The following is a 22,439-nucleotide window of genomic DNA, read 5'->3' as shown; positions in this document are numbered from 1 at the left end:
GAGGCTAGGCGTGTCGTCATTTTTATACTCGTGTGCAAAATGACAACGCGCTCTAATGATAGAATTTATAAGACCTAAGAGTCAAACTGTTGCTTGCCGTTACGGACAAAAGGTAGCTTCAATACGCGTACATCGACGAACTTACCTTTGCCGCGTAGATCGACTTGTACACTGTCATCTTCTGATAAGCTGGCAGGCACACGGGCAATCGCGATTGAATTTTTTAGGCTAGGGGAGAATGTGCCGCTGGTGATAATGCCAGTTTGCTCATTATCAGTGCCTTGATTGATAGTCACTGTCATGCCTTCACGCAATACGCCACGCGTGGTCAATAGCAGACCCACTTGCTTCATAGCGGTGTTGTCTTCTTTTGACTGCTTACGTTTGCTGACCAATGCTTCACGGCCGACAAAGGCGCGGTCGTCTTTGAGCGCTAGCGTCCAGCCCATGTTGCATTCATAAGGGCTAACATTCTCATCCATGTCATGACCATAAAGGTTCATGCCTGCTTCCATACGCAAAGTATCACGCGCGCCAAGACCAGCAGGTTTGATACCATTTGCTTTTAGCTGCTCAAAGAAAGCAGGGGCATCATCAGCATGCATAATGACCTCGACGCCATCTTCACCAGTATAACCAGTACGAGCCACAAACCAATCAGTGCCTTCGATATCGGTCAAGTCAGCACCAACGAAAGGTTTTAGTGCTGCTAAGGTATCTGCCCAACTTGGTTTGGCTTGAGCCAGTTTTGCAATAGCATTTGGACCTTGGACGGCGAGCATAGCAAGCTCAGGACGCTCGGTAATCACAATATCGAAACCTTCAGCGACTTTATTAAACTGTGCTAAGTCTTTATCACGAGTGGCTGCGTTAGAGACGATACGGTACTCAGTTTCTTCTGCATTCATCAGGTAGACGATCAAATCATCGATGACGCCGCCTTGCTCATTGAGCATACCAGAGTACAGCGCTTTACCAGCGGTAGTGAGTTTGTTGACATCGTTTGCGAGCAGCTTTTGTAGCCAAGCTTTGGTGTCAGCGCCTTTGATATCAGTCACAACCATATGTGAGACATCAAACATACCTGCATCTGTGCGTACTGCTTCGTGCTCTTCGATTTGTGAACCGTAATGAATGGGTAATTCCCAACCAGAAAAATCGACCAGTTTGCCCTCACTATCAATATGAGACTGGTAAAAAGGGGTGCGCTGAGGAGCTTGGTTGCTGTTAGAGTCTTGAGAATGGGTATCAGTCATAACAAATCCTTATGTGTACATCAGTCGTACTCGGCAGAGTAAGGAGTGATGCGCAACGTAAAAGTAGCGAGAAGCAATATTGCAAGGCGCAAATATCACATCAAAGGGTGACACAGAAAGCAAAGATGAAGACGTAAGCCAAACAGACGCTATACGTCAGTTTAAGCTAAAGCCCTATCTGTCCTGTGACCTGAGATTTTCAACACGAATCATCATTCTTGGGCAGTTATATGAGCCCTATCATCGATGATAGCGTATTTTCTCCCCTTCGGTGGGTAAGACGTCGTCCGTGCTTACCACTCTCCAGATTTGTTATGCCTTATGTTTGATAAAAAAGTAGTGCGCTATGAGCGTCATACTACTAAACACTATCAAACAACAGTGACATGCGTTTTTCAGTCCTTTTACCTGAGCGATTGGCAGGGTGGATGCGCCTTCGGTGGTTATCTAACAATTGCGATAGTTGTATAACCAATAGGGTTTAATACAAAAACGATGCTGATAAACTCTCTCCTGAAAAACGCTTTTATTATGAAAGGTTCAAAGCGCTTTTACAAGTCATCAAAGCCATTAAAATAAATAAATTTGGCAAAAATAATGTTTTGATAGGGAAGTCTGTCAAATAGGTTATGTTTTACAATGATATTTTTATCTCTCATATCAGCGTTTTATCTGTGTGTTTTGACAAAAATTACGATAGCAAAACGCAAAGCGACTACTGGTATTTGCCTGAAATATGCTAACCTACGCCCATAGTTTCTGATAGGTGGTTTTTATGCATTGCGATATTTATAAATTTCCCAAACACGACGACATGTATATCTACATTGCGCGTCCTGATTATCCTGATGATACTGATGAAATCAAAGACTGGCTTGGTGTATTACCAAAAGATTTCCGTGCAGGTTTAGGCCGTAGTAAGTTCGTCATGCATTTGGACTTATCAACTAAAGATAAGCTCGCTCGTGTCGATAAAGAAGAAGTACTGGCAAAATTACAGTCTCAAGGCTACTTTGTGCAGTTGCCGCCGCAAGACGTGATGCGCCGCCAAGCAGAGCTGCGTGCTCGTGAATCGCAGGACAGCATCTACAATTAATAAATTTGTCAGCAAGTAAGTGTGGTAGGACATATCAGTACGCTACCTTGAAAACAGCGTTGATAAAAACCTACGACACATTTGCTCACATGCATTTGAGTAGAGAGTCGTGATAAACTGACACCCTACGCAATGCATATATAAGCCTACATAATGCACAAGTTTGTTATGTAGTTGGCCTCATTCTGGTTCTACAGAACGCACATATACCGCTAGACACAGATTGTGTCACCAGCGATAAACGCAGGTAAATAAACACGCATGGACTGGTTAAAAAATATCTTACATAGCTTACCGCTAGAGTCTATCAGTGACATTCTCGGTGAGATTGCCATTTGGTGGGGCCAAATGGTAAAGGATGTCCCGCCCGCTGATTTGCCGATGTATGCTTATCTGGGCGGTGCTGTTTTGGTACTAGTGCTATGGATACTCGTTGCTCGTGTACTGCCAAAACCATTGGGCGGTATGAGCTGGATGGTTCTGTTTGCAGTATTATTAGCACCAGGTACTGCACTTGGCGATCCTAGCGAGCTTGCACCAGCCAGCATTAGCGTCGTCTATGCTGTGATGATGAAAGATTACGCAGGCGCGGTTGCCAATATGCTGCCGATATTAGTGATACTGGTCGCAGGGTTGTTTGTTGGTTTTGTATGGCAGCTGATACGCAGCGCATTTGCATCAAGTTTGGACAAAGCCCGTAGCCGCAGCGCAGAAGATACGCAGGCAACGTTACAAATGACCACAGGCAGTTATTTGCCAGAAGGCGCTACCGTAACTGAACAGCCTGACACTAACGTGAGCTTAAAAAAAGACAGTACGTTGGCTAAAAAAACAGATAGCGATACGTCTGATAAGTGATAAAAATAAGCTAGGCATTAAGATAGTACTATTGTTTTAGAATTTATTTGATACCCGAATAAAAAGACACCGCTGCGTGTCTTTTTTTGTGCCAGATTGTTTACTAGGCATATAAATAATTGCTCACTATACACTGAACATAACAATTGTTAATAAATGCGAACGCATGAGTATTTTGGCAATGCATCAGGCTGTGCTAATCTAATTTATTCTTTACTAATTTATTCGTTATTAGTCATTCATGTTTTAGACCTATCTATTTATAACAACTTATCTATAACAACAATCGAGATCTGATTATGACCACAGCTGACAATACTAAGAAAAACTTTACTGGTACCAGTAGTTATATTGCTACCGATGATTTGCAACTGGCCGTAAATGCCGCTATGACCTTACAAAAGCCATTGCTGATCAAAGGCGAGCCTGGCACAGGTAAGACATTGCTTGCTGAAGAAGTTGCTGAGAGTTTGGGCATGCCACTGATTACTTGGCACGTCAAATCGACGACTAAGGCTGAGCAAGGACTGTACGAATACGATGCAGTATCACGCCTGCGGGATTCACAGTTGGGTGATGATAAGGTCTATGACATTGCCAACTATATTAAGCCAGGTAAGCTGTGGGATGCTTTTACCAGTACAGAGCGTAGCGTACTACTGATTGATGAGATTGATAAAGCCGATATTGAGTTCCCAAATGACTTGCTACATGAGCTTGATAAAATGTCTTTTTATGTTTATGAGACTGGCGAAACTATTACAGCGGCGCAGCGTCCAGTAGTTATTATTACCTCAAACAATGAAAAAGAGCTACCAGATGCGTTTTTACGTCGTTGCTTTTTCCATTATATCGACTTCCCAGAAGAAGAAACCATGCGCCAAATTATCGAAGTGCATTTTCCAGATATTCAAGAAAAACTGGTCAATGATGCATTGGATATCTTCTATAAACTGCGTGGTATTCAAGGTCTTAAAAAGCCGCCATCAACGTCTGAATTGGTCGATTGGTTAACCTTGTTACTTGCTGATGATATGGCTCAGGATGAGCTAGAAGAAAATTTGCGCGGCGAAAAGTCTATCCCGCCACTATACGGTGCGTTGCTCAAAAATGAAGCAGATGTGAGTCTATTACAGCGTTTTGCCAATATGATGCGTCGCTAATGTTTGCAGCTTGCGTTGACTTTAATATCTTGTGTCCGACATCGGATGTCTACTATGAAGGTCAATGCAAACGCTCAATCTGTAACTGTACCAATTAATGATATCAGCCAATAAGTGATACGACTCTTATGTTTATCAAACTATTCTATACTTTGCGTACTTATGGCGTGCCAGTCAGTACGCGCGAGCTGCTCGATCTCAATGCCGCGTTAGATAAAGGGCTGATGATGCAATCGCATCCTGAAGATCCAGCACTGACTACTTTTGCTAGCCGCGAAGATATGTATCGGCTGATTCGACTGTGCATGGTCAAAGATGAGCGCCATTTTGATAAGTTCGATCGGGCCATGGCGGATTATTTTGAAGGTGTTGATAGTCTCGATATGGATGAGCTATTAGCCAAGCTGACGGACGTGCCCAAAGAGTGGCTAGATCTAAAGCTCGATCCAAAGAATCTAACGGAAGAGCAAAGACGCCTACTAAAAAAGTACGGCTCGCTTGAAGAGCTGATGAAGGTGTTAGAAGAACGGTTAAAAGAGCAAAAAGAACGTCATCAAGGTGGCAGTAAATGGGTAGGAACGGGCGGCACTTCGCCATTTGGCGCTTATGGCGACCATCCAGAAGGGGTGCGCGTCGGCGGTGAATCTCGCAAGCGGAGCGCCGCAAAAGTCTGGGAGCAACGCAAATATCGCAATCTCGATGACGATAATCAGCTGGGTACACGCCAAATTCAGATGGCGCTACGCAATCTGCGTCAGTTTGCGCGCACAGGTAGCGCTGATGAGCTTGATATTCATGAGACGATTAAGCGTACGGCAAAAAAAGGTGTGCTCGATATACATATGCAAGCGGAACGCCGTAACCGCGTCAAAGTGCTGATGTTGTTTGATGTGGGTGGCAGTATGGATATCCATGTCGAAGCGCTCGAAAAACTATTTTCTGCGGCAAAAAATGAATTTAAAACCTTAGAGTTCTTTTATTTTCATAACTGTTTGTATGACTATGTGTGGAAGGACAACAATCGTCGCCATAGTGCACCGATGCCAACGTTTGAGCTGCTCAATAAATATGGCCGTGAGTATCGTGTTATCTTCGTCGGTGATGCATCGATGTCACCTTATGAGTTGATGACAGTCGGTGGTAGCGTAGAGTATATGAATAATGAAGCGGGCATCGTTTGGTTAAAGCGTGTACTGGAGCATTTTGATAAAGTAACTTGGCTCAATCCTGAAAACCCGTCATATTGGCAATATACGCAGACCATCGTTGAGATCAAAAAGCTGTTTGAAAATAAAATGTATCCGATGACGCTACATGGTGTTGAAGAAATGACTCAATATATGGCACGATAATTTTAATATTCAGCCTAATTGATAAAGCCTATTAGCAAAGCTTGAATGCTTATAACAACAGCCGTTATGACAACATAGCGGCTGTTTTTTCGTCGATGCGAATAAGCTCGATATTGATTATATATTGGTATGCCTAGTAAAGTGTGTTAACATTCATTTAAAATGAATGTTATAAGTATTTCTGAATTGATCTGCTAAAAATTTTGATGACCACTGTAAAAAGGTCTGCTCATTATTGCCAGTTTAGACGGATTATTTTTAACATCTCAGTTTATCAATGTAGTTAATGACTAAGAGAAACAACATGGCCTCACCAAATACGTTAGAAATCGTCACCGCAACTGTTCCTGTACTTGAAGAGCATGGCGTTGCGATTACCACTGTGTTTTATAAAAATATGTTTAACGAGCATCCTGAACTGTTAGATATTTTTAATGAGACCAATCAAAAATTGGGAAGACAGCAAACGGCGCTAGCAATGACAGTATTGGCCGCTGCCAAGCACTTGGACAAGTTGGCTATGTTATTGCCACAGGTTACCCAGATTAGCCATAAGCATAGAGCCTTACAGATATTGCCTGAGCATTATCCTATCGTCGGCAAACATCTAATTGGGGCGATAAAAGAAGTATTGGGTGAGGCGGCTACCGATGACATTATTGACGCTTGGACAGAAGCTTATGATGAGATCGCTTCGGTATTTATTCAGATTGAACATGGTATGTATGAAGAAGCAATGTGGCAGGGGTTTGCACCGTTTAAGGTAATTAAAAAGGAAGCAGTCGCTACAGATATCGCAGCCTTTACCGTGGTACCAGTCGATAAGAGTGAGAACAATGAAGGCAGTGATTTAGCAAACGCTCAAGATATTGATTTGAGCAAGTTGACCTTGACCGCTGGTCAATATATTACGGTGAAAACAGATCCAAAAGACAGCGACCATATAGCCTTGCGCCATTATTCTTTATACTCTGCTAGTACCGATGCAGGGATTCAGTTTGCGGTTCGACGTGACAACCGTAATGAACATCATGGGTTGGTTTCTAACTATATGCATGACCGACTAGAAGTAGGTGATACGGTTCTATTATCAGCGCCAGCTGGTGACTTTGCGCTCAATCAAGATTTGGTACAGCAAAATGATATTCCGTTAGTATTGATGAGTGCAGGAGTCGGGGTGACGCCTGTACTGTCTATGCTAGAGGCGCAAGTATTAGCCAATCCTAAACGACCTATTATTTGGGTTTATGCATGTCAAAATATCGCCCATCATGCTTTTTCTGATCAGGTAGAGGCATTGCTTGCTAAGGCTGAGAACGTAGAAAAGCATATATTTTACTTTGAGTCTGGGAAGATATTAGATGAGAAATGGCTTGCTACTTTGCCTAAGCCTGCCGATATCTATGTGTGCGGCTCGATGCCGTTTATGGAGAGCATGATTGACGGGTTAGTAGCATTAGATCATGGTGTCGATAGTGTCCACTACGAACCGTTTGGTCCTAAGATGAGCTTGGGTGGCTAGTTTTTAACATATAGTCGGTGAACTACTAAACCGCTACGGCGTTATCCTTCTTAGATGTACTGTTTGTACAATCTGCAGTCGGCTGCCTTGTACTCATTTTAGAGTTCTTTGACTATAATATTCAAAATAAACGTTTATAAAAAAGCACTTAGCATGAAATAATCACGCTAAGTGCTTTTTTAATCTTAGTTGAAAAAAAAGAGTATTAGGGCGCATTACTCTTTATTTTTAACCAATCCAATCATCACGCCCATCTCTTTTTTATCCTGCTTGTCGATACTAGGCGCATACAACGCTGAGGCAATACCACCGTCTAAAAACAGCGCGTTTGAACAACCCAGCTCATCCTTAAATAGTTCTGCAAACTGATAAAAGGTCACAGGTTCATCGCTATTAACGAGCTGTATACTGCCATCACGGCAAACGGCTGCACCATTGCGCAGTTTGATTGAGCTGCTATCAGGGTTGAACTGTGGGTGTATCTCGTCATTGATGACCAGCATAGGACCCGATTGCGTCGCATACCAAGGCTGCACACCACCATTGTTTAGCTGCTCATTTAACGCATTACTTTCGGTGATTTGCACGTTGCCAGCTTTGTCCCACCACATAACCCCATTAGGTAGTAGATGAAAATTACCGCCACCTTCTTTTGTATTTAGCGATTTGAGTTCTTTGCCTTCGATGACGGTATAGCCAATCGGCGCATAGTTTTCATTGTACATGCCTGCATTCATCGCAAAGTTGAGACTCTCATTGTTCGGTAATGTGGCCAATAACGTATCAAAGGTTAGCAGAGGCTTATTGTTATCAGAGGATTGCCAAAACAGTTGTAATGAATAACGCTCGCTCGCTAACGCGGTAGCATCCACACGGCAAACACTATAAGTAAAAGGCGTGTCTTCAGTCTGACATGACCAGCTATCGGTGTCGCTGCTAGCTGCGTCAGGATTTGTCTGCTGGCAGGCACTAAGGCCTAGCGCAAGCACTATCGTTGATAGGGATAAGGTAAAAATAGAACTTGGCATCAATCACGCATCTTTTCATGTACAAATTATTTAAGTTTGGTTGCTATCTACTGCTTAATTACACCTTCATTACTACTTTTCAAGTACAACGATTTAGGCGCTGATTCAGTCGCTAGTAGGCGGGAAGTCACGGATTGTGTTATTCACATTACCAATTAATCGTCCACCATCGGTGAGATTGGTCAAATGCTCAGAATTATACCCAGCGCTTTGTTCGGTTGGCGCGCCAGTTTCTTTGCCCTTATCGCGTGAGTCTTTGTTATAAGCAATGAGCGCATCGTTGTTGGCTAAAAAGCTATCAGGGTTTGCCATGACCCACATCTGGTTGAATACGTCGGCACGGGCACTATGATCGAGCAACGCGCCTTTATCAGCAAAGTAGAAGAATTTGGATAGCAGCTTAATCTGCCCATCGTCTAAGCGGCGTGCGATATGGTACGGCTGTAATTGGCTAGGATACTGTAAGCCGACCGCGCCTACGATACTGGCAAGCGATTTTAGCGTGTTTTTGTGGAAACTTGCAACACGCTCAGCCTTACTAGGGACGTCGAGCGCCTTTTGACGATAAGGGTCTTGGGTTGCCACACCCGTCGGGCAAGTGTTGGTATGACAAGAGCGCGACTGAATGCAGCCAACCGCAAACATAAAGCCACGTGCTGAGTTACACCAATCGGCACCTAGCGCAATCATGCGCGCAATATCAAAGCCTGATACGATTTTTCCACTGACGCCAAGCTTAATTTTGTCACGGATGCCTGCACCAACTAAGGTATTATGTACGAGCAAAAACCCTTCAACCATTGGCATGCCGACATTGTCCATAAACTCGACGGGCGCTGCACCTGTGCCGCCTTCTGCACCATCGATAACGATAAAATCAGGATAATTGTCCGTCTCGATCATGGCTTTGACAATCGCCATAAACTGCCAAGGCTGACCCACACACAGCTTAAAGCCAACAGGCTTACCGCCCGATAAATCACGTAGCTGCTGCCAAAAAGCGACAAGCTCGCGCGGTGTACTAAATGCAGTGTGCGAGGAGGGCGAGATGCAGTCTTGACCCGTAGGCACTTGACGAGTATCTGCAATCTCTTGGGTGATTTTGCTCGATGGTAACACGCCACCTTTACCAGGTTTGGCACCTTGTGACAGCTTAATCTCGATCATTTTAACTTGCGGATCGACGGCTTTTTCGGCAAAAGACTGTGGATCAAAGTTACCTTCAGAATCACGGCAACCAAAATAACCCGTGCCCAACTCCCAAATCAAATCGCCACCAAACTTACGATGATGAGGACTGATAGCACCTTCGCCCGTATCATGAGTAAACCCGCCTATTTTTGCACCCTGATTGAGTGCCATGATAGCGTTCGCTGATAAACTACCAAAGCTCATCGCTGAGATGTTAAATACCGACATATCGTGTGGCTGCTGGCAATGCTCGCCGCCCACTGTGATACGAAAGTCTTTGTTTTCTAGTGGTGCACTGATAGCGGATTGCAAAAACCACTCTTTACCATGAGTATATAAATTATCTAGCGTACCAAAGGCGTTGGTATCACTGACGTTCTTAGCACGTTGATAGACTAGTGCACGCTGCTGGCGTGAAAACGGTACTTGTTCTTTATCGTCCTCAAGCAAGTACTGGCGTATCTCAGGACGGAAATCTTCCAACACATAGCGAATATGTCCAGCGACAGGGTAGTTGCTCAATATCGCGTGCTTGGACTGAATCAAATCATAAATACCAAGTGCCACAGCCAAACCACCGATCACAATCAGCCACCAACTTACCAATAATAGACCCGCTAATAGAATCAAAATTGCTGCGCCAAACGTACTATAGCGAAGTAGTAATCCGATAAAATACGGCGAGCTAGTTTTGGGTTCAGGGTTTAGATTGGTACGAGATTCAGGCATAGCGAGGCTCAATAGTAATGATTGATATAAATAAGATGCTTACATTTGTCGCGTACATCATACACGCATGACGTCATTACGTCGGTATCAATGGGTAACAGGGTTGCAGACGATGTATTAATGAATCCAGCCTAAACCTTGATTTTATTCGTTTTAATATGCTCTATGTACCACTACCAATCCGCTCCGCCAATGCCTGCAACTTAGGCACTATCATTGCCGCATAGTCGTCCGCTTTCCAGTTGGCACTTGGCACACTGGCATTTAGCGAATAAGTATATTGTCCTGTTGCGACATCATATACCCCAACCGCGACTGCCAGTATGTCAGTAGAAAACTCCCCATCAGACATGGTATAGCCGTATTTTTCATAATGCTCTGCCGCGCTGGCTAGGGCGGTTTGCACATCGTTATATTCTTCAACAGATAAATTTTCTTGTAGATTACTAATGATGACCGCTTGTCTCGCTTGTGTACTTGCCGCATAAAAAGCACGTCCAATAGCAGTGCGTGCGACAGGTACAGCGGAGCCAACTTGTAAGTTGACTGATAGGCGAGCAGGACTACGGCAGCAGGCGTGATAGCGCATCTCTCCTTCGACTTCGGTCGCTAAATTCACTGATACTTCATTCTCACTGGCGAACTGCCGTAATAGTGGCTCAGCTGCTGCCACCATATCGTGGCGACTCCACGCGGTCGCACTGAGACGTACAGCACTACTGCCCAATTGATAATGGCCATAATCATTCGTTCGTAAAAATCCAAGCGTGGTCAAAGTATGGATAAGACGGGTAATGGTTGCTTTTGGTAGTTCGGTCATTTGACATAGCTGTTGATGGGTGAGCCGCTCATGGTGCTCAAAAGCTGCCAGTATAATCAGTCCTCTTCCCAGTGCCGTCACAAACTGTCGGTCATTCTCTTCCTTATTTTGACTCATCGTTGCATGCATGCGTTCGAGTAGCGGAGTAGCTGTTGATAAGGGTTTCGTCATTTTATACTCATCTTTTTTTGATAAAGGTTTACAGCGCGGCGAAAGTTTGGTTAAATGGTTTTAAATTATGAAACTAAGTTTCGCACAGCGGAATTATTAAGTCAATAACCTATTATCTAAACCTATCTATTAATCACAATTCGTCAGTCAGGATGACTGATACCAAGGAGATTCACATGGCAACATCTACTAGCCCACGTTTTGATTGGGAAGATCCTTTCTTATTACGTGACCAGCTCACTGAAGAAGAGCGCATGGTCACCGATAGCGCCCGTCAGTTTTTTCAAAAAGAGCTGATGCCTGGCATTATTGAGGCCAATCGTAACGAGAATTTTGACCGTAATATCATGCGTCAAATGGGTGAAATGGGTCTGCTTGGTGTCACGATTGAAGGTTATGGCTGTGCTGGCTTATCGAGTGTTGCTTACGGTCTGATTGCCAAGGAAGTGGAAGCCGTTGATTCGGGCTACCGTTCAGCGATGAGCGTGCAGTCAAGCTTGGTTATGCATCCTATTTGGGCGTATGGCACAGAAGAGCAAAGAGAGCGTTATTTGCCTAAGCTTGCTTCGGGTGAGTATGTGGGTTGCTTTGGTTTGACTGAACCAGACTCAGGATCTGACCCTTCATCGATGTCGACGCGTGCACGCGCTGTAGATGGCGGTTATGAGTTGACGGGTAATAAAATGTGGATCACCAACAGTCCTATCGCTGACGTGTTTGTCGTGTGGGCAAAAGATGATGCTGGCGAGATTCGAGGTTTTGTTTTAGACAAAGGTATGAAAGGCTTATCAGCACCGAAAATCGAAGGCAAGTTCTCACTACGTGCGTCAGTCACGGGTGAGATTGTTATGGACAAAGTATTCGTTCCTGAGGCCAATGCTTTCCCAGATATCCGTGGTCTAAAAGGGCCATTTGGCTGCTTAAATAAAGCTCGTTATGGTATCGCTTGGGGCTCGATGGGTGCGGCTGAATTCTGCTGGAAAGCCGCCCGTCAATACACGCTTGATCGTAAGCAGTTTGGTCGTCCGCTAGCGGCAACGCAGCTGGTGCAGTTGAAGCTGGCTAATATGCAGACTGAAATCACGTTAGGTCTACAAGCGGCGCTACGCGTGGGTCGTTTGATGGATGAAGACAATGCAGCGCCTGAAATGATCTCACTCATTAAACGTAATAACTGCGGTAAGGCACTGGATATCGCACGTATCGCTCGTGATATGCATGGCGGTAACGGTATCTCTGATGAGTTCCACATCATCCGTCACGTGATGAACTTAGAGGCTGTTAACACCTATGAAGGGACACATGATATTCATGCGCTTATCCTAGGCCGTGCACAGACAGGCATTCAAGCGTTCTTTTAAGCGCTTTTAGCTAATAGTTTTTGGTACAACTGTATTTTATGACGTACGTTACTGCTTGGCTTTTTATCAAAAGAGCATTAACAGTAGCGTACGTTTTTCAGTTGTTCTTCATGATTCAGCGGTTAAATAGCTAAATCATAAAGCACAATTTTATGATTAAAAGTCAAAAAATACGCGACAGAGTAAGGGAATCTCATGACAGATATGATTGATATGGCTAATATGCCAAAGGGCGCATTGCATGGTATCAAGGTGCTTGATTTATCGAGAGTGCTGGCTGGCCCTTCTTGTACGCAAGTGTTAGCTGATCTTGGTGCCGAAGTCATCAAGGTTGAGCGTCCGCATATCGGTGATGAAACGCGTCATTGGGCACCGCCAACATTCAGCGACGATACTTCCGCTTATTACGCTACTATTAACCGCAATAAAAAATCGCTGACAGTTGATATCACTACGCCGACAGGGCAAACCATTATTAAGCAGCTAATCGCTGACAGTGATATCTTGGTTGAGAACTTTAAAGTTGGTGGTCTGAAAAAATACGGCTTAGATTATGACAGTCTAAAGCAAGACAATCCGCGGCTGATTTATGCGTCATTGACAGGGTTTGGGCAAACTGGTCCCGATGCCAAACGCCCCGGCTATGATTATATTATCCAAGGATTATCAGGACTGATGAGTATCACGGGTCCAAGCGATGGCGAGCCGCATAAAGTTGGCGTGGCAGTGGTTGATTTGTTTGCAGGGTTGCAGCTGACCATTGGTATTCAGGCGGCACTACTGGCGCGTCAAAATACGGGTGTTGGTCAACATGTCGATGTAGCGTTGCTCGACAGTGCGCTCGCCATGCTGGCTAATGTCGGTATGAATCATTTGGCATCCGATAAGATACCGCCAAGATTGGGCAACCAGCATCCCAATATCGTGCCGTATCAAGTATTTGCGGGCGAGGGCGAGCAGCATTTTATTTTAGCCTGTGGTAACGACAGTCAGTTTGCCAAACTGTGTGAGGTGCTCGCAGTTGATTGGCATATCGATGAGCGCTTTGCGACCAATCCACAACGCGTTGCCAATCGCGAATTGCTGTGTGGTGAGCTGACTAAGCATTTTGCCAAGCAATCACGCACTTATTGGCTAGAAGTGCTAGATCAGGCAGGTATTCCATGCGGCGCGATTCATAATGTCGCTGAAGCCTTGGCCATGCCGCAAGCGGAAGCAAGAGAGATGATCGTTAATTTTACCGAGCAAGGCAGTCCAGTCAGAGCACTTGGCAATCCTATCAAGTTATCCGCATCGCCAGTCACGTATCGTACCCCGCCACCGCAGTTGAGTGAGCATACTGATAGCACGCTTTCTGAATTGGGCTATGATAGTGAGATGATCGCTAAGCTAAAAGCCGATGGAATTGTTTAGAGTAGCGTCGGCAGCCGTATATTTACAATGAGAAATGATAAAAATAACAGCTAGAAAATGGAACTTCTTAAATAAAGCAACGTTAAGTAAAGCAGTATCACAACAAATAATGCAAAACCAAGTAGTGTCAAACAAGGAATGTTGAGCATGAAAATATACAGCCATGAAAATTTAAGCCTGCATAGACCGCTGCCATATTTTTCTTATGGAAAGATGCATGAGCCGTTAGAAATACCAGAACGTATAGTCGAGTTTTCGAAAGCGCCAGCGGCTTTAGGCTTAGAAGTGACTACTGCCACCGATATCGGCATCGCACCAATATTAGCGGTCCATGACTTCGGTTATGTTGAGTTTCTTAAGCATGGCTATGATGAATGGATGGCAGTAGGGGAAGACTTGGGTGCGCAGGTGCAAACAGGAATTTTTGTACCGTATGATAATCCTGGTATTGGCATCATGGCAAAAGCAGCTAAGTATCAAGCAGATGATAGTGCGCCCATCAGCGAGCATTCTTGGACCTCTATCTATTGGTCGGTACAGACCGCACTCAATGCAGCCGAAGCACTGCTAAATGATACGGCAACAGACGCTGAGCGTGCTGACAGTCATATACAGCTTTGCTTTTCACGGCCGCCTGGTCATCATGCTCGCAAAAGCGCCGCGGGCGGATTTTGCTATCTTAATAATGCTGCCATCATCGCCGAACATTTACGCCAGAAATACAAAAAAATTGCCATTATCGATACGGACATGCACCACGGACAAGGTATCCAAGAAATATTTTACGACCGTAAAGACGTGCTCTATACCTCGGTACATGGTGATCCTGTTAACTTTTATCCAGCAGTGACAGGACACGCGTTTGAAAAAGGTGTAGGCGAGGGCGAAGGCTACAATATCAATTTCCCAATGCCACATGGTACTGATGAAGCAGGGTTCTTTGACTATGTTGATAAATCTATTGAGACGGTGACGTTATTTGATCCTGACGTTATCGTTCATGTATTGGGGTTTGATGTTTATGAAAACGACCCAGAAGCAAGATGTGCTGTTAGTACCGAAGGCTTTAAGATATTGGCACAAAAAATGAAAGCGCTAAACAAGCCATTGATCGTCTTAGTCGAGGGTGGCTATTATATTCAAAAGCTCAATGATAATCTGCAAGCATTTTTATCTGGGCTTATCGCTGAAGACAGCAATAATAGTTGAAGTTATAAGCAACTAAAGTAATATAAGTGATCCAGCTAGTTGAATGCTCAGTAGTATCAGTCAAATTAAAAACAATCAAATAGGTCACAGAGTTTACCGTCACACTCTGCGACCTATTCTCTACAAACTTCTATCATTTATCAATTCGTAGTAAAGCCTAAATGCTGCTCAATTTGCTCGGCCAATTCAATCAATACCGCACTGACCTCAGCCCGTTTAGACTCATACTCTCCTTGCAAAAAACTCACTGCCATACCAGCGACCGCATTGCCTGACGCATTACGAATATAAGTCCCTAAGCAGTACATCCCATCGCGCAATTGTCCATCATCGAGCGATACTCGGCTTTCTTGTATCGCCGCAAGCTCAGTTGCCAAATCGGCAAAATTCTTTACCCCATGCTGGGTCATCGGCATCGGAAACGTATCTTTATACAATGATTTGATGCTGTCCATCGACAACGTCGATAGCATGGCTTTACCTGTCGCAGAAAAGACGGCAGGTACGCGAACGCCTGCTCGAAAAGTAAAGCCAAGCGGTGCAGGCGACTCATGACAAGCCAAAAATACCACTTCGCCCAAATCAAGCTTTGACAAGGTAACCGTGTGCTGAAGAAGTACCGGATACTGCACAATCAAATCTTTAAACAACTGCACTACGCCTTGCTGCTGTTCGTACTTACCTGCCCAATACATCAAATATGAACCCAAATAAAAACGGCTTTCAGGGTCTTTGTAAATGACGTGCTTGGTCAATAGACTCTGCAAAATATTGTGAGTGGAGCTACGCGGTAGCCCAAGCTCTTTTGCGATATGAGCCGCTGTCAGAGGCTGTGAGCTATCAGTAATCAAGTCCAAAATCTGAAACGTTTTGTCTAGCGCAGGCACGGCAGTCGAGCTCATAAATAACCTATAAAGTGAAATAAAAGAAAGAAGTACAAGATAATTTTTAAAATAATGAGATTAAGGGTTGCAAATCGCGTCATATCGTTCTTATAATGACGTCTCGTATATAGAATATGTGTTCAGTATATTGAACAAATAATGAATTATCAATAATTATTTACGACTTACCATTGTATCCATTCTTATAAATACATCCTATATGACAAGGAGCGTCAACATGTCACACGCGCTGCAGTTATCAAATCCAGATTTACTCAAACAATCTTGCTTTATCAAAGACGGCTGGCATGCTGCTAGTGATGAAGCTGTGCTTGATGTCAACAATCCTTTTAGTGGCGAGCTCATTGGTACTGTACCAAGTCTGACCACAGAAGATGTCAACGAAGCCGTTGCTTACGCTCATGACGTCCAAGCAGACTGGGCAGCAAAAACAGCCAAAGAACGTGCAGAGTTATTGCAAAAGTGGGCTGATCTGATCGATGCCAATAAAGAAGATTTGGCCATCATTATGACCGCTGAACAAGGTAAGCCACTAACTGAGTCACGTGGTGAAGTGGGTTATGCCAACAGCTTTATCCGTTGGTTTGCCGAAGAGGGCAAACGCGTCTATGGTGATGTGATTCCTGCTAATAGCACACAGCTACGTCATGTCGTTCTCAAGCAGCCGGTTGGTGTTTGTGCCGCTATCACGCCTTGGAACTTCCCAGCTGCGATGATCACGCGCAAAGTTGCTCCTGCACTAGCAGCAGGCTGTACGATTATTGTCAAACCTGCTACTGAGACACCATACTCCGCATTGGCACTTGGCGTATTGGCAGAGCAAGCAGGTATTCCAGCTGGCGTTATTCAAGTCGTCACTGGTAAGTCTTCTGTCATCGGCGACATCCTAACGGGTGATGCACGCATTCATAAACTGTCATTCACAGGCTCTACAGAAGTAGGCCGTACGCTGATGGCACAATGCGCGCCGACTATTAAGAAGCTATCGTTAGAGTTAGGTGGCAATGCGCCATTTATCGTCTTTGATGATGCCGATCTAGAGAAAGCCGCTGCTGGTTTAATCGCTTCTAAATATCGTAATGCTGGTCAGACCTGTGTCTGCGCCAACCGAGTATACGTTCAAGACAGCATTAAAGATAAATTCTTAGATGTCTTTGTCAAAAAAGTCGCTGAATTAAAAGTAGGCAACGGCTTAGAAGAAGGCGTAGATATCGGTCCTCTTATCAACAAAAAAGCGTTAGATAAAGTTCAAGCCTTGCTAAAAGACGCGCTAGATAAAGGCGCAAAACTGGTCACTGGTGGTAGTGTCAATGATGCTTCAGAACTGACTTATAACCCAACGGTTATCACAGATATTAGTAGTGATATGGACATCGCTTCTGAAGAGATCTTTGGACCGATTGCGACCATATTTACCTTCAAAGACGAAGCAGAAGTGATTCGTGCTGCCAACGATACCATTTATGGCTTGGCCGCTTACTTCTATAGTAGCGACTATGCACGTTCATGGCGCGTTACCGAAGGGTTAGAGTACGGCATCATCGGTCACAACACGGGTTTAATTTCTACAGAAGTTGCCCCATTTGGCGGCGTGAAGCAGTCTGGGTTTGGCCGTGAAGGCTCAAAATACGGTATCGAAGACTATATCACGACCAAATACTGGTGCTCTGATATCACCTAATAGCCATAACCTAATGAGTTGGCTTAATGGTTAGCACAGTAACAATTAGCAACGCATCAACTAGCAAAAGTTTTTAGATATCTATGATGTTTTGGGTCAAACAAGCACCATTTGATATCTACTGAGTACAAAGACAAACATCAAATAAACCGCCAATCTCTAGATGGCACTTATGTTACGAACAAAGAAAAGGACATTCCCATGACTACCAATCAATCATTGCTTGAGCGCCGCAAAGCTGTTTTACCAACAGGACTTGGGGTTGCCTTTCCTATCTTTGCAGAAAAAGCAAAGAACTCAGAAATCTGGGATATCGAAGGCAAGCGTTATATCGACTTTGTCGGTGGTATCTCAGTATTGAACACGGGTCATAGCCATCCAAAAATCACCCAACGTGTGCATGAGCAGCTAGACAAGTTTACGCACACTGCGGCGCAAATGATTAACTACGAATGCTATGTGGATTTGGCTGAAAAGCTATGCGAAAAAGCGCCCATCAGCGGCGATACTAAAGCGTTCTTTTTGACCACTGGCGCAGAAGCCGTTGAAAACTGCATCAAGATTGCTCGTGCTAAAACCCGTCGTCCAGGCGTGATTTCTTTTGTTGGTGGCTGGCATGGTCGTACCATGATGTGTATGAGCCTGACAGGCAAAGTACTACCATACAAAAAGAACTTTGGCCCGATGCCAGGACCTGTGTTCCATGCGTTGTTCCCTGCAGAAGAGTTGAACGTAACAGAGGCGCAAGCACTACACAGCCTTGACATGATTTTCCAAGCAGATATCGATCCTAGTGAAGTGGCAGCAATGATCATCGAGCCAGTCCAAGGCGAGGGTGGTTTCCATCAGGTGACGCCTTCATTTGCCAAAGCATTGCGCGAGATTTGTGATGAGCATGGCATCGTGCTTATTTTTGACGAAGTACAGTGTGGTTTCGCCAGAACCGGTACCTTGTTTGCAGGTGAGCAGCTAGGTGTTGAGCCGGATTTGATGACAACTGCCAAGAGCTTGGCTGGCGGCTATCCTATATCAGCAGTAGTTGGTCGTGCTGACATCATGGATGCGCCGCAAGTAGGCGGCTTAGGTGGTACTTATTCTGGCAACCCACTGGCTTGTGTTGCGGCACTTGCTGTTATGGAAGTTATCGAAGAAGAAAGCTTACTTGAGCGTAGTGTGGTGATTGGTGATACCATCGCCGCGTTCTTAAAAGGCTTGAACCTAAGCAGTATCGGTCATATCCGTCATAAGGGCGCTATGCTAGCGTTTGAATTGATTGATAGCGAAGGCAAGCCTGATGCCGCAGCAGCTGCCAATCTAAAAGCAAAATCATTTGAGCAAGGCTTGTTACTAGCGTCTTGTGGTATGTATGGCAATGCCATTCGTGTGATGGTGCCATTGACGGTTGAAGATGAAGTGCTACAAGAAGGCCTTGATATCATCAAAGGTATTCTAACGGCATAAGCAATACTGAGTGTCATTTACTTTAGCGATGGAGCGCTTTTAACCAAGTACAGCTAATTCAAGTACCGATATTGGTTAAAAGATTGTATGAAAGATAACGGCAAGGTTGCCTTTATGACGCTCGCTTTGAGTGAGTTTTTTAACGGCGCCTTGCAAGTCAAGACGCCGTTTTTGTATTTGCTGTTTGAATACTATACCGACGGCAAATACACGTTTTTCGGCGACGCGACAGACACAACAAACATGATGGGTATGATCCCATGAAACAAAAATAGTGTAGCTGTAACAGGCTCACACGGATGAAACACAGACAAGGAGTAGGTTATGTCTGAATTAAAAAAGTCGCTAGGGGTGTTCGATATCATTGCACTGGCATTCGGTGCAATGGTCGGTTGGGGCTGGGTTGTACTGGCAGGTAGTTGGATCATCTCAGCAGGTATATGGGGCGCAATTAGCGCCTTTTTGATAGGCGGTCTGGTAGTTGTTTTGATTGGTGTGACGTATGCTGAACTTGCGGCCTCTATGCCAATTACTGGCGGTGAGCATACTTATACTCACCGAGCACTAGGGGTTAATGTTTCCTTTATTTGCTCATGGAGTATTTTGTTCGGTTACTTCTCAGTCGTCGCGTTCGAAGCCGTGGCACTGCCCACCGTCGTCGAATATATTATTCCCAATTATAGCCAAGGGTATCTTTGGAATGTTGCTGGCTGGGATGTTTACGCCACTTGGGTAGGCGTCGGGATGCTTGGCTCAGTGATTGTTACTTGGCTGAACATACGCGGTATGGAAGTCAGCGCGTGGTTTCAAAAAACAGCAGTCGTTGGTATCTTTCTAGTAGGTATATTACTGTTCGTAGGGGCATTACTGTTCAGCCCTGAGACCTCTAATACCGTACAAGCGCCTAACTTTATTGGCGGTATGGGTGGCATCATGACGGTGATGGTAATGGTACCGTTCTTATTCGTTGGCTTCGATGTCATTCCCCAAGCTGCAGAAGAAATCAATCTATCTCGTCCGAACATTGGTAAGTTTTTGATTGTCTCTATTATTATTGCGGTGCTGTGGTATGTAGCAGTCGCTTGGAGTGTGGGCAAGACTTTACCGCTATTACAAGCGCAAGACTCAACATTGGCAACGGCTGATGCGATGACCAATGCTTGGAATGGTAAATGGGCTGGTACGTTACTGGTTATTGGCGGCGTGCTAGGTATTTTATCGAGCTGGAATGCATTTCTTATCGGTGGTAGTCGTCTGCTATATGCTATGGGCAAAACGCACATGTTGCCGCAGTTTTTATGCAAACTGCATCCGAAATACAATACACCCGTCAATGCGATTTTATTGATTGGTGGTCTCGCGACACTTGCGCCATTATTTGGTCGCAAAATGCTGGTATGGATTGTAGATGCTGGCGGGTTCGGTATCGTTATTGCTTATACTTGTGTGGCTCTTTCATTCCTAGTGCTACGCTACCGTGAGCCTGATATGGTACGTCCGTTTAGAGTACCAGCAGGTAAATTGGTTGGTATTATCACTATTATCTTAAGTCTTGGGATGTTGGCACTATATTTACCAGGTATGCCATCAGCACTTGTCGCTATTGAGTGGTGGATTTTCCTTGGCTGGATCGTACTTGGTGGCGTATTGTACGGTTATGCTACGATGAAGAATCCTGGTAAGAGTAAAGATATTATGGACCATGAACTGCGTGAGCTAAAAACGGCTAACCAGCAGTGGTTAAAAGAAAACCCATATAAAAAGTAGAATTACTTTAATTAGCTTTCATAAAAAAGCCTAACGTCAAACGTTAGGCTTTTTTTCATTCAACTAAGGTTTTAATCTATTAAGACTTATCACGAATCAGCTTATAGTTTAAGAACTCAGTGATGCCAAGGGTGCCAAGCTCACGGCCAAAGCCTGAACGTTTAACACCGCCAAATGGCGTATTGGCCTCAGAACCAGAAGGCGCATTGATAGTGACCATGCCCACTTCTAGTTTGTCAGCAATTTCAGCAGCCAGTGCCGCATCTTGCGTTTGGATAGACGCACCCAAACCGAAAGGCACATCGTTGGCAATCTTGATAGCATGGTCGATATCATTTGCTTTATAGACGACTGCTACAGGACCAAACAGCTCCTCACGATATACATCCATGGATTCAGTCACATCTGTCAGTACCGCAGGCTTAAACCAAGCGCCAGGCTTGTCTTTGTCCATGCCGCCTTCTACCAATACTTTCGCCCCTGCTTGGATAGCGCTGTCTAGCTGCGCTTGCAAGTTGACCGCAGCGGCTTTTGATGACATTGGGCCAATAAACGTATCTTCTTTAAGCGGGTCGGCCAAAGTCATGTTGCTGACCGCATTGGTAAAACCTTCGACGAATTTATCATAGACGGATTCGATGACGATCAAACGCTTGGCTGCGTTACAGGCTTGTCCAGTATTACCAAAACGACCAGAGATAGCGCCTTGTATCGCTTGCTCGATATCGGCATCGGCTGCGACAATAAAGGCATCTGAACCGCCCAATTCTAAAACGACTTTTTTGAGTGCGCCGCCAGCTTCTTTTGCCACGGCTTGTCCAGCGCGTTCAGAACCTGTTAGCGAGACACCTTGTACGCGTGTGTCATTAATAATGGTCGCTGATTGCTCATTGGTCGCAAAAATATTGTTATAAACACCTTCAGGTACGCCTGCATCTTTAAAGATATCGACGATAACTTCTGCGGTGTTTGGACACTGCGGTGCGTGTTTTAGAATAATCGTGTTACCTGCCATAAAGTTCGGCGCGACAAAACGGGCTACTTGGTAATGGGGATAGTTCCACGGCATGATACCTAGTAGCGCGCCTACAGGGTGTTTTTCTACCGACGCTGATCCTGAGTCTACATCAATGGTGCTTGGCGCTAGTAGCTGCTCAGCGTTGTCTGCATAGTAGCGGTAGATATCAGCCACCAGACCGATCTCGCCTTTTGCTTGGGCAACAGGTTTACCCATTTCGTTGGCAACGATACGTGATAGCTCGTCTTGGCGCTCAAGATAGATATCAGCGATTTTATGCAGTAATGCACTGCGCTCATTTAACGGCACTTTACGCCAGTCTTGATAAGCGGTATCTGCTTGCTCAATGACTTGTTGGATATCTTGTTCAGTGGCAGTAGGGTAAGTGGCTTCTACTTCACCAGTGGCTGGGTTATTAACTTGATAATCGCTCATATT

At 44.7% G+C, this 22,439-nt stretch carries 18 protein-coding genes and 2 riboswitches; of the genes, 12 read left to right on the top strand and 6 right to left on the bottom strand.

Going from position 1 to position 22,439, the window contains the following annotated elements:
- Positions 1 to 74: 74 nt before the first annotated feature.
- Positions 75 to 1,256 (bottom strand): glycine cleavage system aminomethyltransferase GcvT, encoded by a 1,182-nt coding sequence (gcvT, locus tag ACIGBM_RS06910; RefSeq protein ID WP_397477237.1) that lies wholly within the window; start codon positions 1,254 to 1,256, stop codon positions 75 to 77.
- Positions 1,257 to 1,424: 168 nt separating this feature from the next.
- Positions 1,425 to 1,573: riboswitch (glycine riboswitch) on the bottom strand.
- A 69-nt stretch (positions 1,574 to 1,642) separates the two neighbouring features.
- A riboswitch (glycine riboswitch) is annotated at positions 1,643 to 1,782 on the bottom strand.
- 249 nt (positions 1,783 to 2,031) lie between these two features.
- Here gcvT and ACIGBM_RS06905 point away from each other — a divergent pair.
- From ACIGBM_RS06905 to ACIGBM_RS06885, 5 genes are all read left to right on the top strand, one after another.
- Entirely contained in the window at positions 2,032 to 2,352 is a 321-nt protein-coding gene (locus ACIGBM_RS06905; protein ID WP_057760762.1) for a YcgL domain-containing protein, read from the top strand.
- A 261-nt stretch (positions 2,353 to 2,613) separates the two neighbouring features.
- Entirely contained in the window at positions 2,614 to 3,210 is a 597-nt protein-coding gene (locus tag ACIGBM_RS06900) for a hypothetical protein (RefSeq protein WP_201579572.1), read from the top strand.
- Between the two features lie 299 nt (positions 3,211 to 3,509).
- Positions 3,510 to 4,373: a MoxR family ATPase gene (locus ACIGBM_RS06895; RefSeq protein WP_101205695.1), complete on the top strand. Its 864-nt coding sequence runs from the start codon at positions 3,510 to 3,512 to the stop codon at positions 4,371 to 4,373.
- Between the two features lie 128 nt (positions 4,374 to 4,501).
- On the top strand, positions 4,502 to 5,725 hold the full coding sequence (locus ACIGBM_RS06890; protein ID WP_397477236.1) for a VWA domain-containing protein: 1,224 nt from the start codon (positions 4,502 to 4,504) through the stop codon (positions 5,723 to 5,725).
- A gap of 304 nt (positions 5,726 to 6,029) precedes the next feature.
- On the top strand, positions 6,030 to 7,247 hold the full coding sequence (locus ACIGBM_RS06885) for a globin domain-containing protein (protein WP_397477235.1): 1,218 nt from the start codon (positions 6,030 to 6,032) through the stop codon (positions 7,245 to 7,247).
- Positions 7,248 to 7,462: 215 nt separating this feature from the next.
- On the opposite strand, the gene ACIGBM_RS06880 is transcribed toward ACIGBM_RS06885, so the two are convergent.
- The 3 genes from ACIGBM_RS06880 to ACIGBM_RS06870 form a co-directional block, all read right to left on the bottom strand.
- Entirely contained in the window at positions 7,463 to 8,275 is an 813-nt protein-coding gene (locus tag ACIGBM_RS06880) for a phosphodiester glycosidase family protein (protein WP_397477234.1), read from the bottom strand.
- 105 nt (positions 8,276 to 8,380) lie between these two features.
- Positions 8,381 to 10,195 carry an FMN-binding glutamate synthase family protein gene (locus ACIGBM_RS06875; protein ID WP_397477233.1) on the bottom strand — a complete coding sequence of 605 codons (1,815 nt, stop codon included), beginning with the start codon at positions 10,193 to 10,195 and terminating at the stop codon, positions 8,381 to 8,383.
- Between the two features lie 163 nt (positions 10,196 to 10,358).
- Complete coding sequence (locus ACIGBM_RS06870) at positions 10,359 to 11,186, bottom strand: IclR family transcriptional regulator (RefSeq protein WP_397477232.1); 828 nt, start codon at positions 11,184 to 11,186, stop codon at positions 10,359 to 10,361.
- A 176-nt stretch (positions 11,187 to 11,362) separates the two neighbouring features.
- Here ACIGBM_RS06870 and ACIGBM_RS06865 point away from each other — a divergent pair, with 176 nt between their 5' ends.
- The 3 genes from ACIGBM_RS06865 to ACIGBM_RS06855 all read left to right on the top strand — a co-directional run bounded on the left by ACIGBM_RS06865 (position 11,363) and on the right by ACIGBM_RS06855 (position 15,169).
- Positions 11,363 to 12,547, top strand: a complete 1,185-nt coding sequence (locus ACIGBM_RS06865; protein ID WP_191113865.1) for an acyl-CoA dehydrogenase — start codon at positions 11,363 to 11,365, stop codon at positions 12,545 to 12,547.
- A 204-nt stretch (positions 12,548 to 12,751) separates the two neighbouring features.
- Positions 12,752 to 13,960 carry a CaiB/BaiF CoA transferase family protein gene (locus ACIGBM_RS06860; protein WP_397477358.1) on the top strand — a complete coding sequence of 403 codons (1,209 nt, stop codon included), beginning with the start codon at positions 12,752 to 12,754 and terminating at the stop codon, positions 13,958 to 13,960.
- 147 nt (positions 13,961 to 14,107) lie between these two features.
- A complete protein-coding gene (locus ACIGBM_RS06855; protein WP_397477231.1) occupies positions 14,108 to 15,169 on the top strand; it encodes a histone deacetylase family protein in 1,062 nt (353 codons plus the stop codon).
- Positions 15,170 to 15,309: 140 nt separating this feature from the next.
- Here the strand turns inward: ACIGBM_RS06855 and ACIGBM_RS06850 are convergent, their stop codons facing one another.
- On the bottom strand, positions 15,310 to 16,071 hold the full coding sequence (locus ACIGBM_RS06850; RefSeq protein WP_397477230.1) for an IclR family transcriptional regulator: 762 nt from the start codon (positions 16,069 to 16,071) through the stop codon (positions 15,310 to 15,312).
- 220 nt (positions 16,072 to 16,291) lie between these two features.
- On the opposite strand from ACIGBM_RS06850, the gene ACIGBM_RS06845 reads away from it, so the two are divergent.
- The 4 genes from ACIGBM_RS06845 (at position 16,292) to ACIGBM_RS06830 (ending at position 20,983) form a co-directional block, all read left to right on the top strand.
- Complete coding sequence (locus ACIGBM_RS06845) at positions 16,292 to 17,755, top strand: NAD-dependent succinate-semialdehyde dehydrogenase (RefSeq protein ID WP_397477229.1); 1,464 nt, start codon at positions 16,292 to 16,294, stop codon at positions 17,753 to 17,755.
- Positions 17,756 to 17,956: 201 nt separating this feature from the next.
- Positions 17,957 to 19,216 (top strand): 4-aminobutyrate--2-oxoglutarate transaminase, encoded by a 1,260-nt coding sequence (gabT, locus tag ACIGBM_RS06840; RefSeq protein WP_397477228.1) that lies wholly within the window; start codon positions 17,957 to 17,959, stop codon positions 19,214 to 19,216.
- A gap of 87 nt (positions 19,217 to 19,303) precedes the next feature.
- Positions 19,304 to 19,480 (top strand): hypothetical protein, encoded by a 177-nt coding sequence (locus ACIGBM_RS06835; protein ID WP_397477227.1) that lies wholly within the window; start codon positions 19,304 to 19,306, stop codon positions 19,478 to 19,480.
- A gap of 60 nt (positions 19,481 to 19,540) precedes the next feature.
- Positions 19,541 to 20,983: an APC family permease gene (locus tag ACIGBM_RS06830; RefSeq protein ID WP_101205684.1), complete on the top strand. Its 1,443-nt coding sequence runs from the start codon at positions 19,541 to 19,543 to the stop codon at positions 20,981 to 20,983.
- 79 nt (positions 20,984 to 21,062) lie between these two features.
- Here the strand turns inward: ACIGBM_RS06830 and ACIGBM_RS06825 are convergent, their stop codons facing one another.
- The gene (locus ACIGBM_RS06825) at positions 21,063 to 22,436 is read right to left on the bottom strand and encodes an NAD-dependent succinate-semialdehyde dehydrogenase (RefSeq protein ID WP_397477226.1); all 1,374 of its coding nucleotides are present in this window, start codon (positions 22,434 to 22,436) and stop codon (positions 21,063 to 21,065) included.
- Between the last annotated feature and the right edge of the window lie 3 nt (positions 22,437 to 22,439).

It is taken from the genome of Psychrobacter sp. NPDC077938, assembly GCF_044542635.1.
In the GTDB taxonomy this organism is placed as follows: domain Bacteria; phylum Pseudomonadota; class Gammaproteobacteria; order Pseudomonadales; family Moraxellaceae; genus Psychrobacter.
Note: the sequence above shows the minus strand (reverse complement) of the source record. Positions and strands in the feature narration are given on the sequence as shown.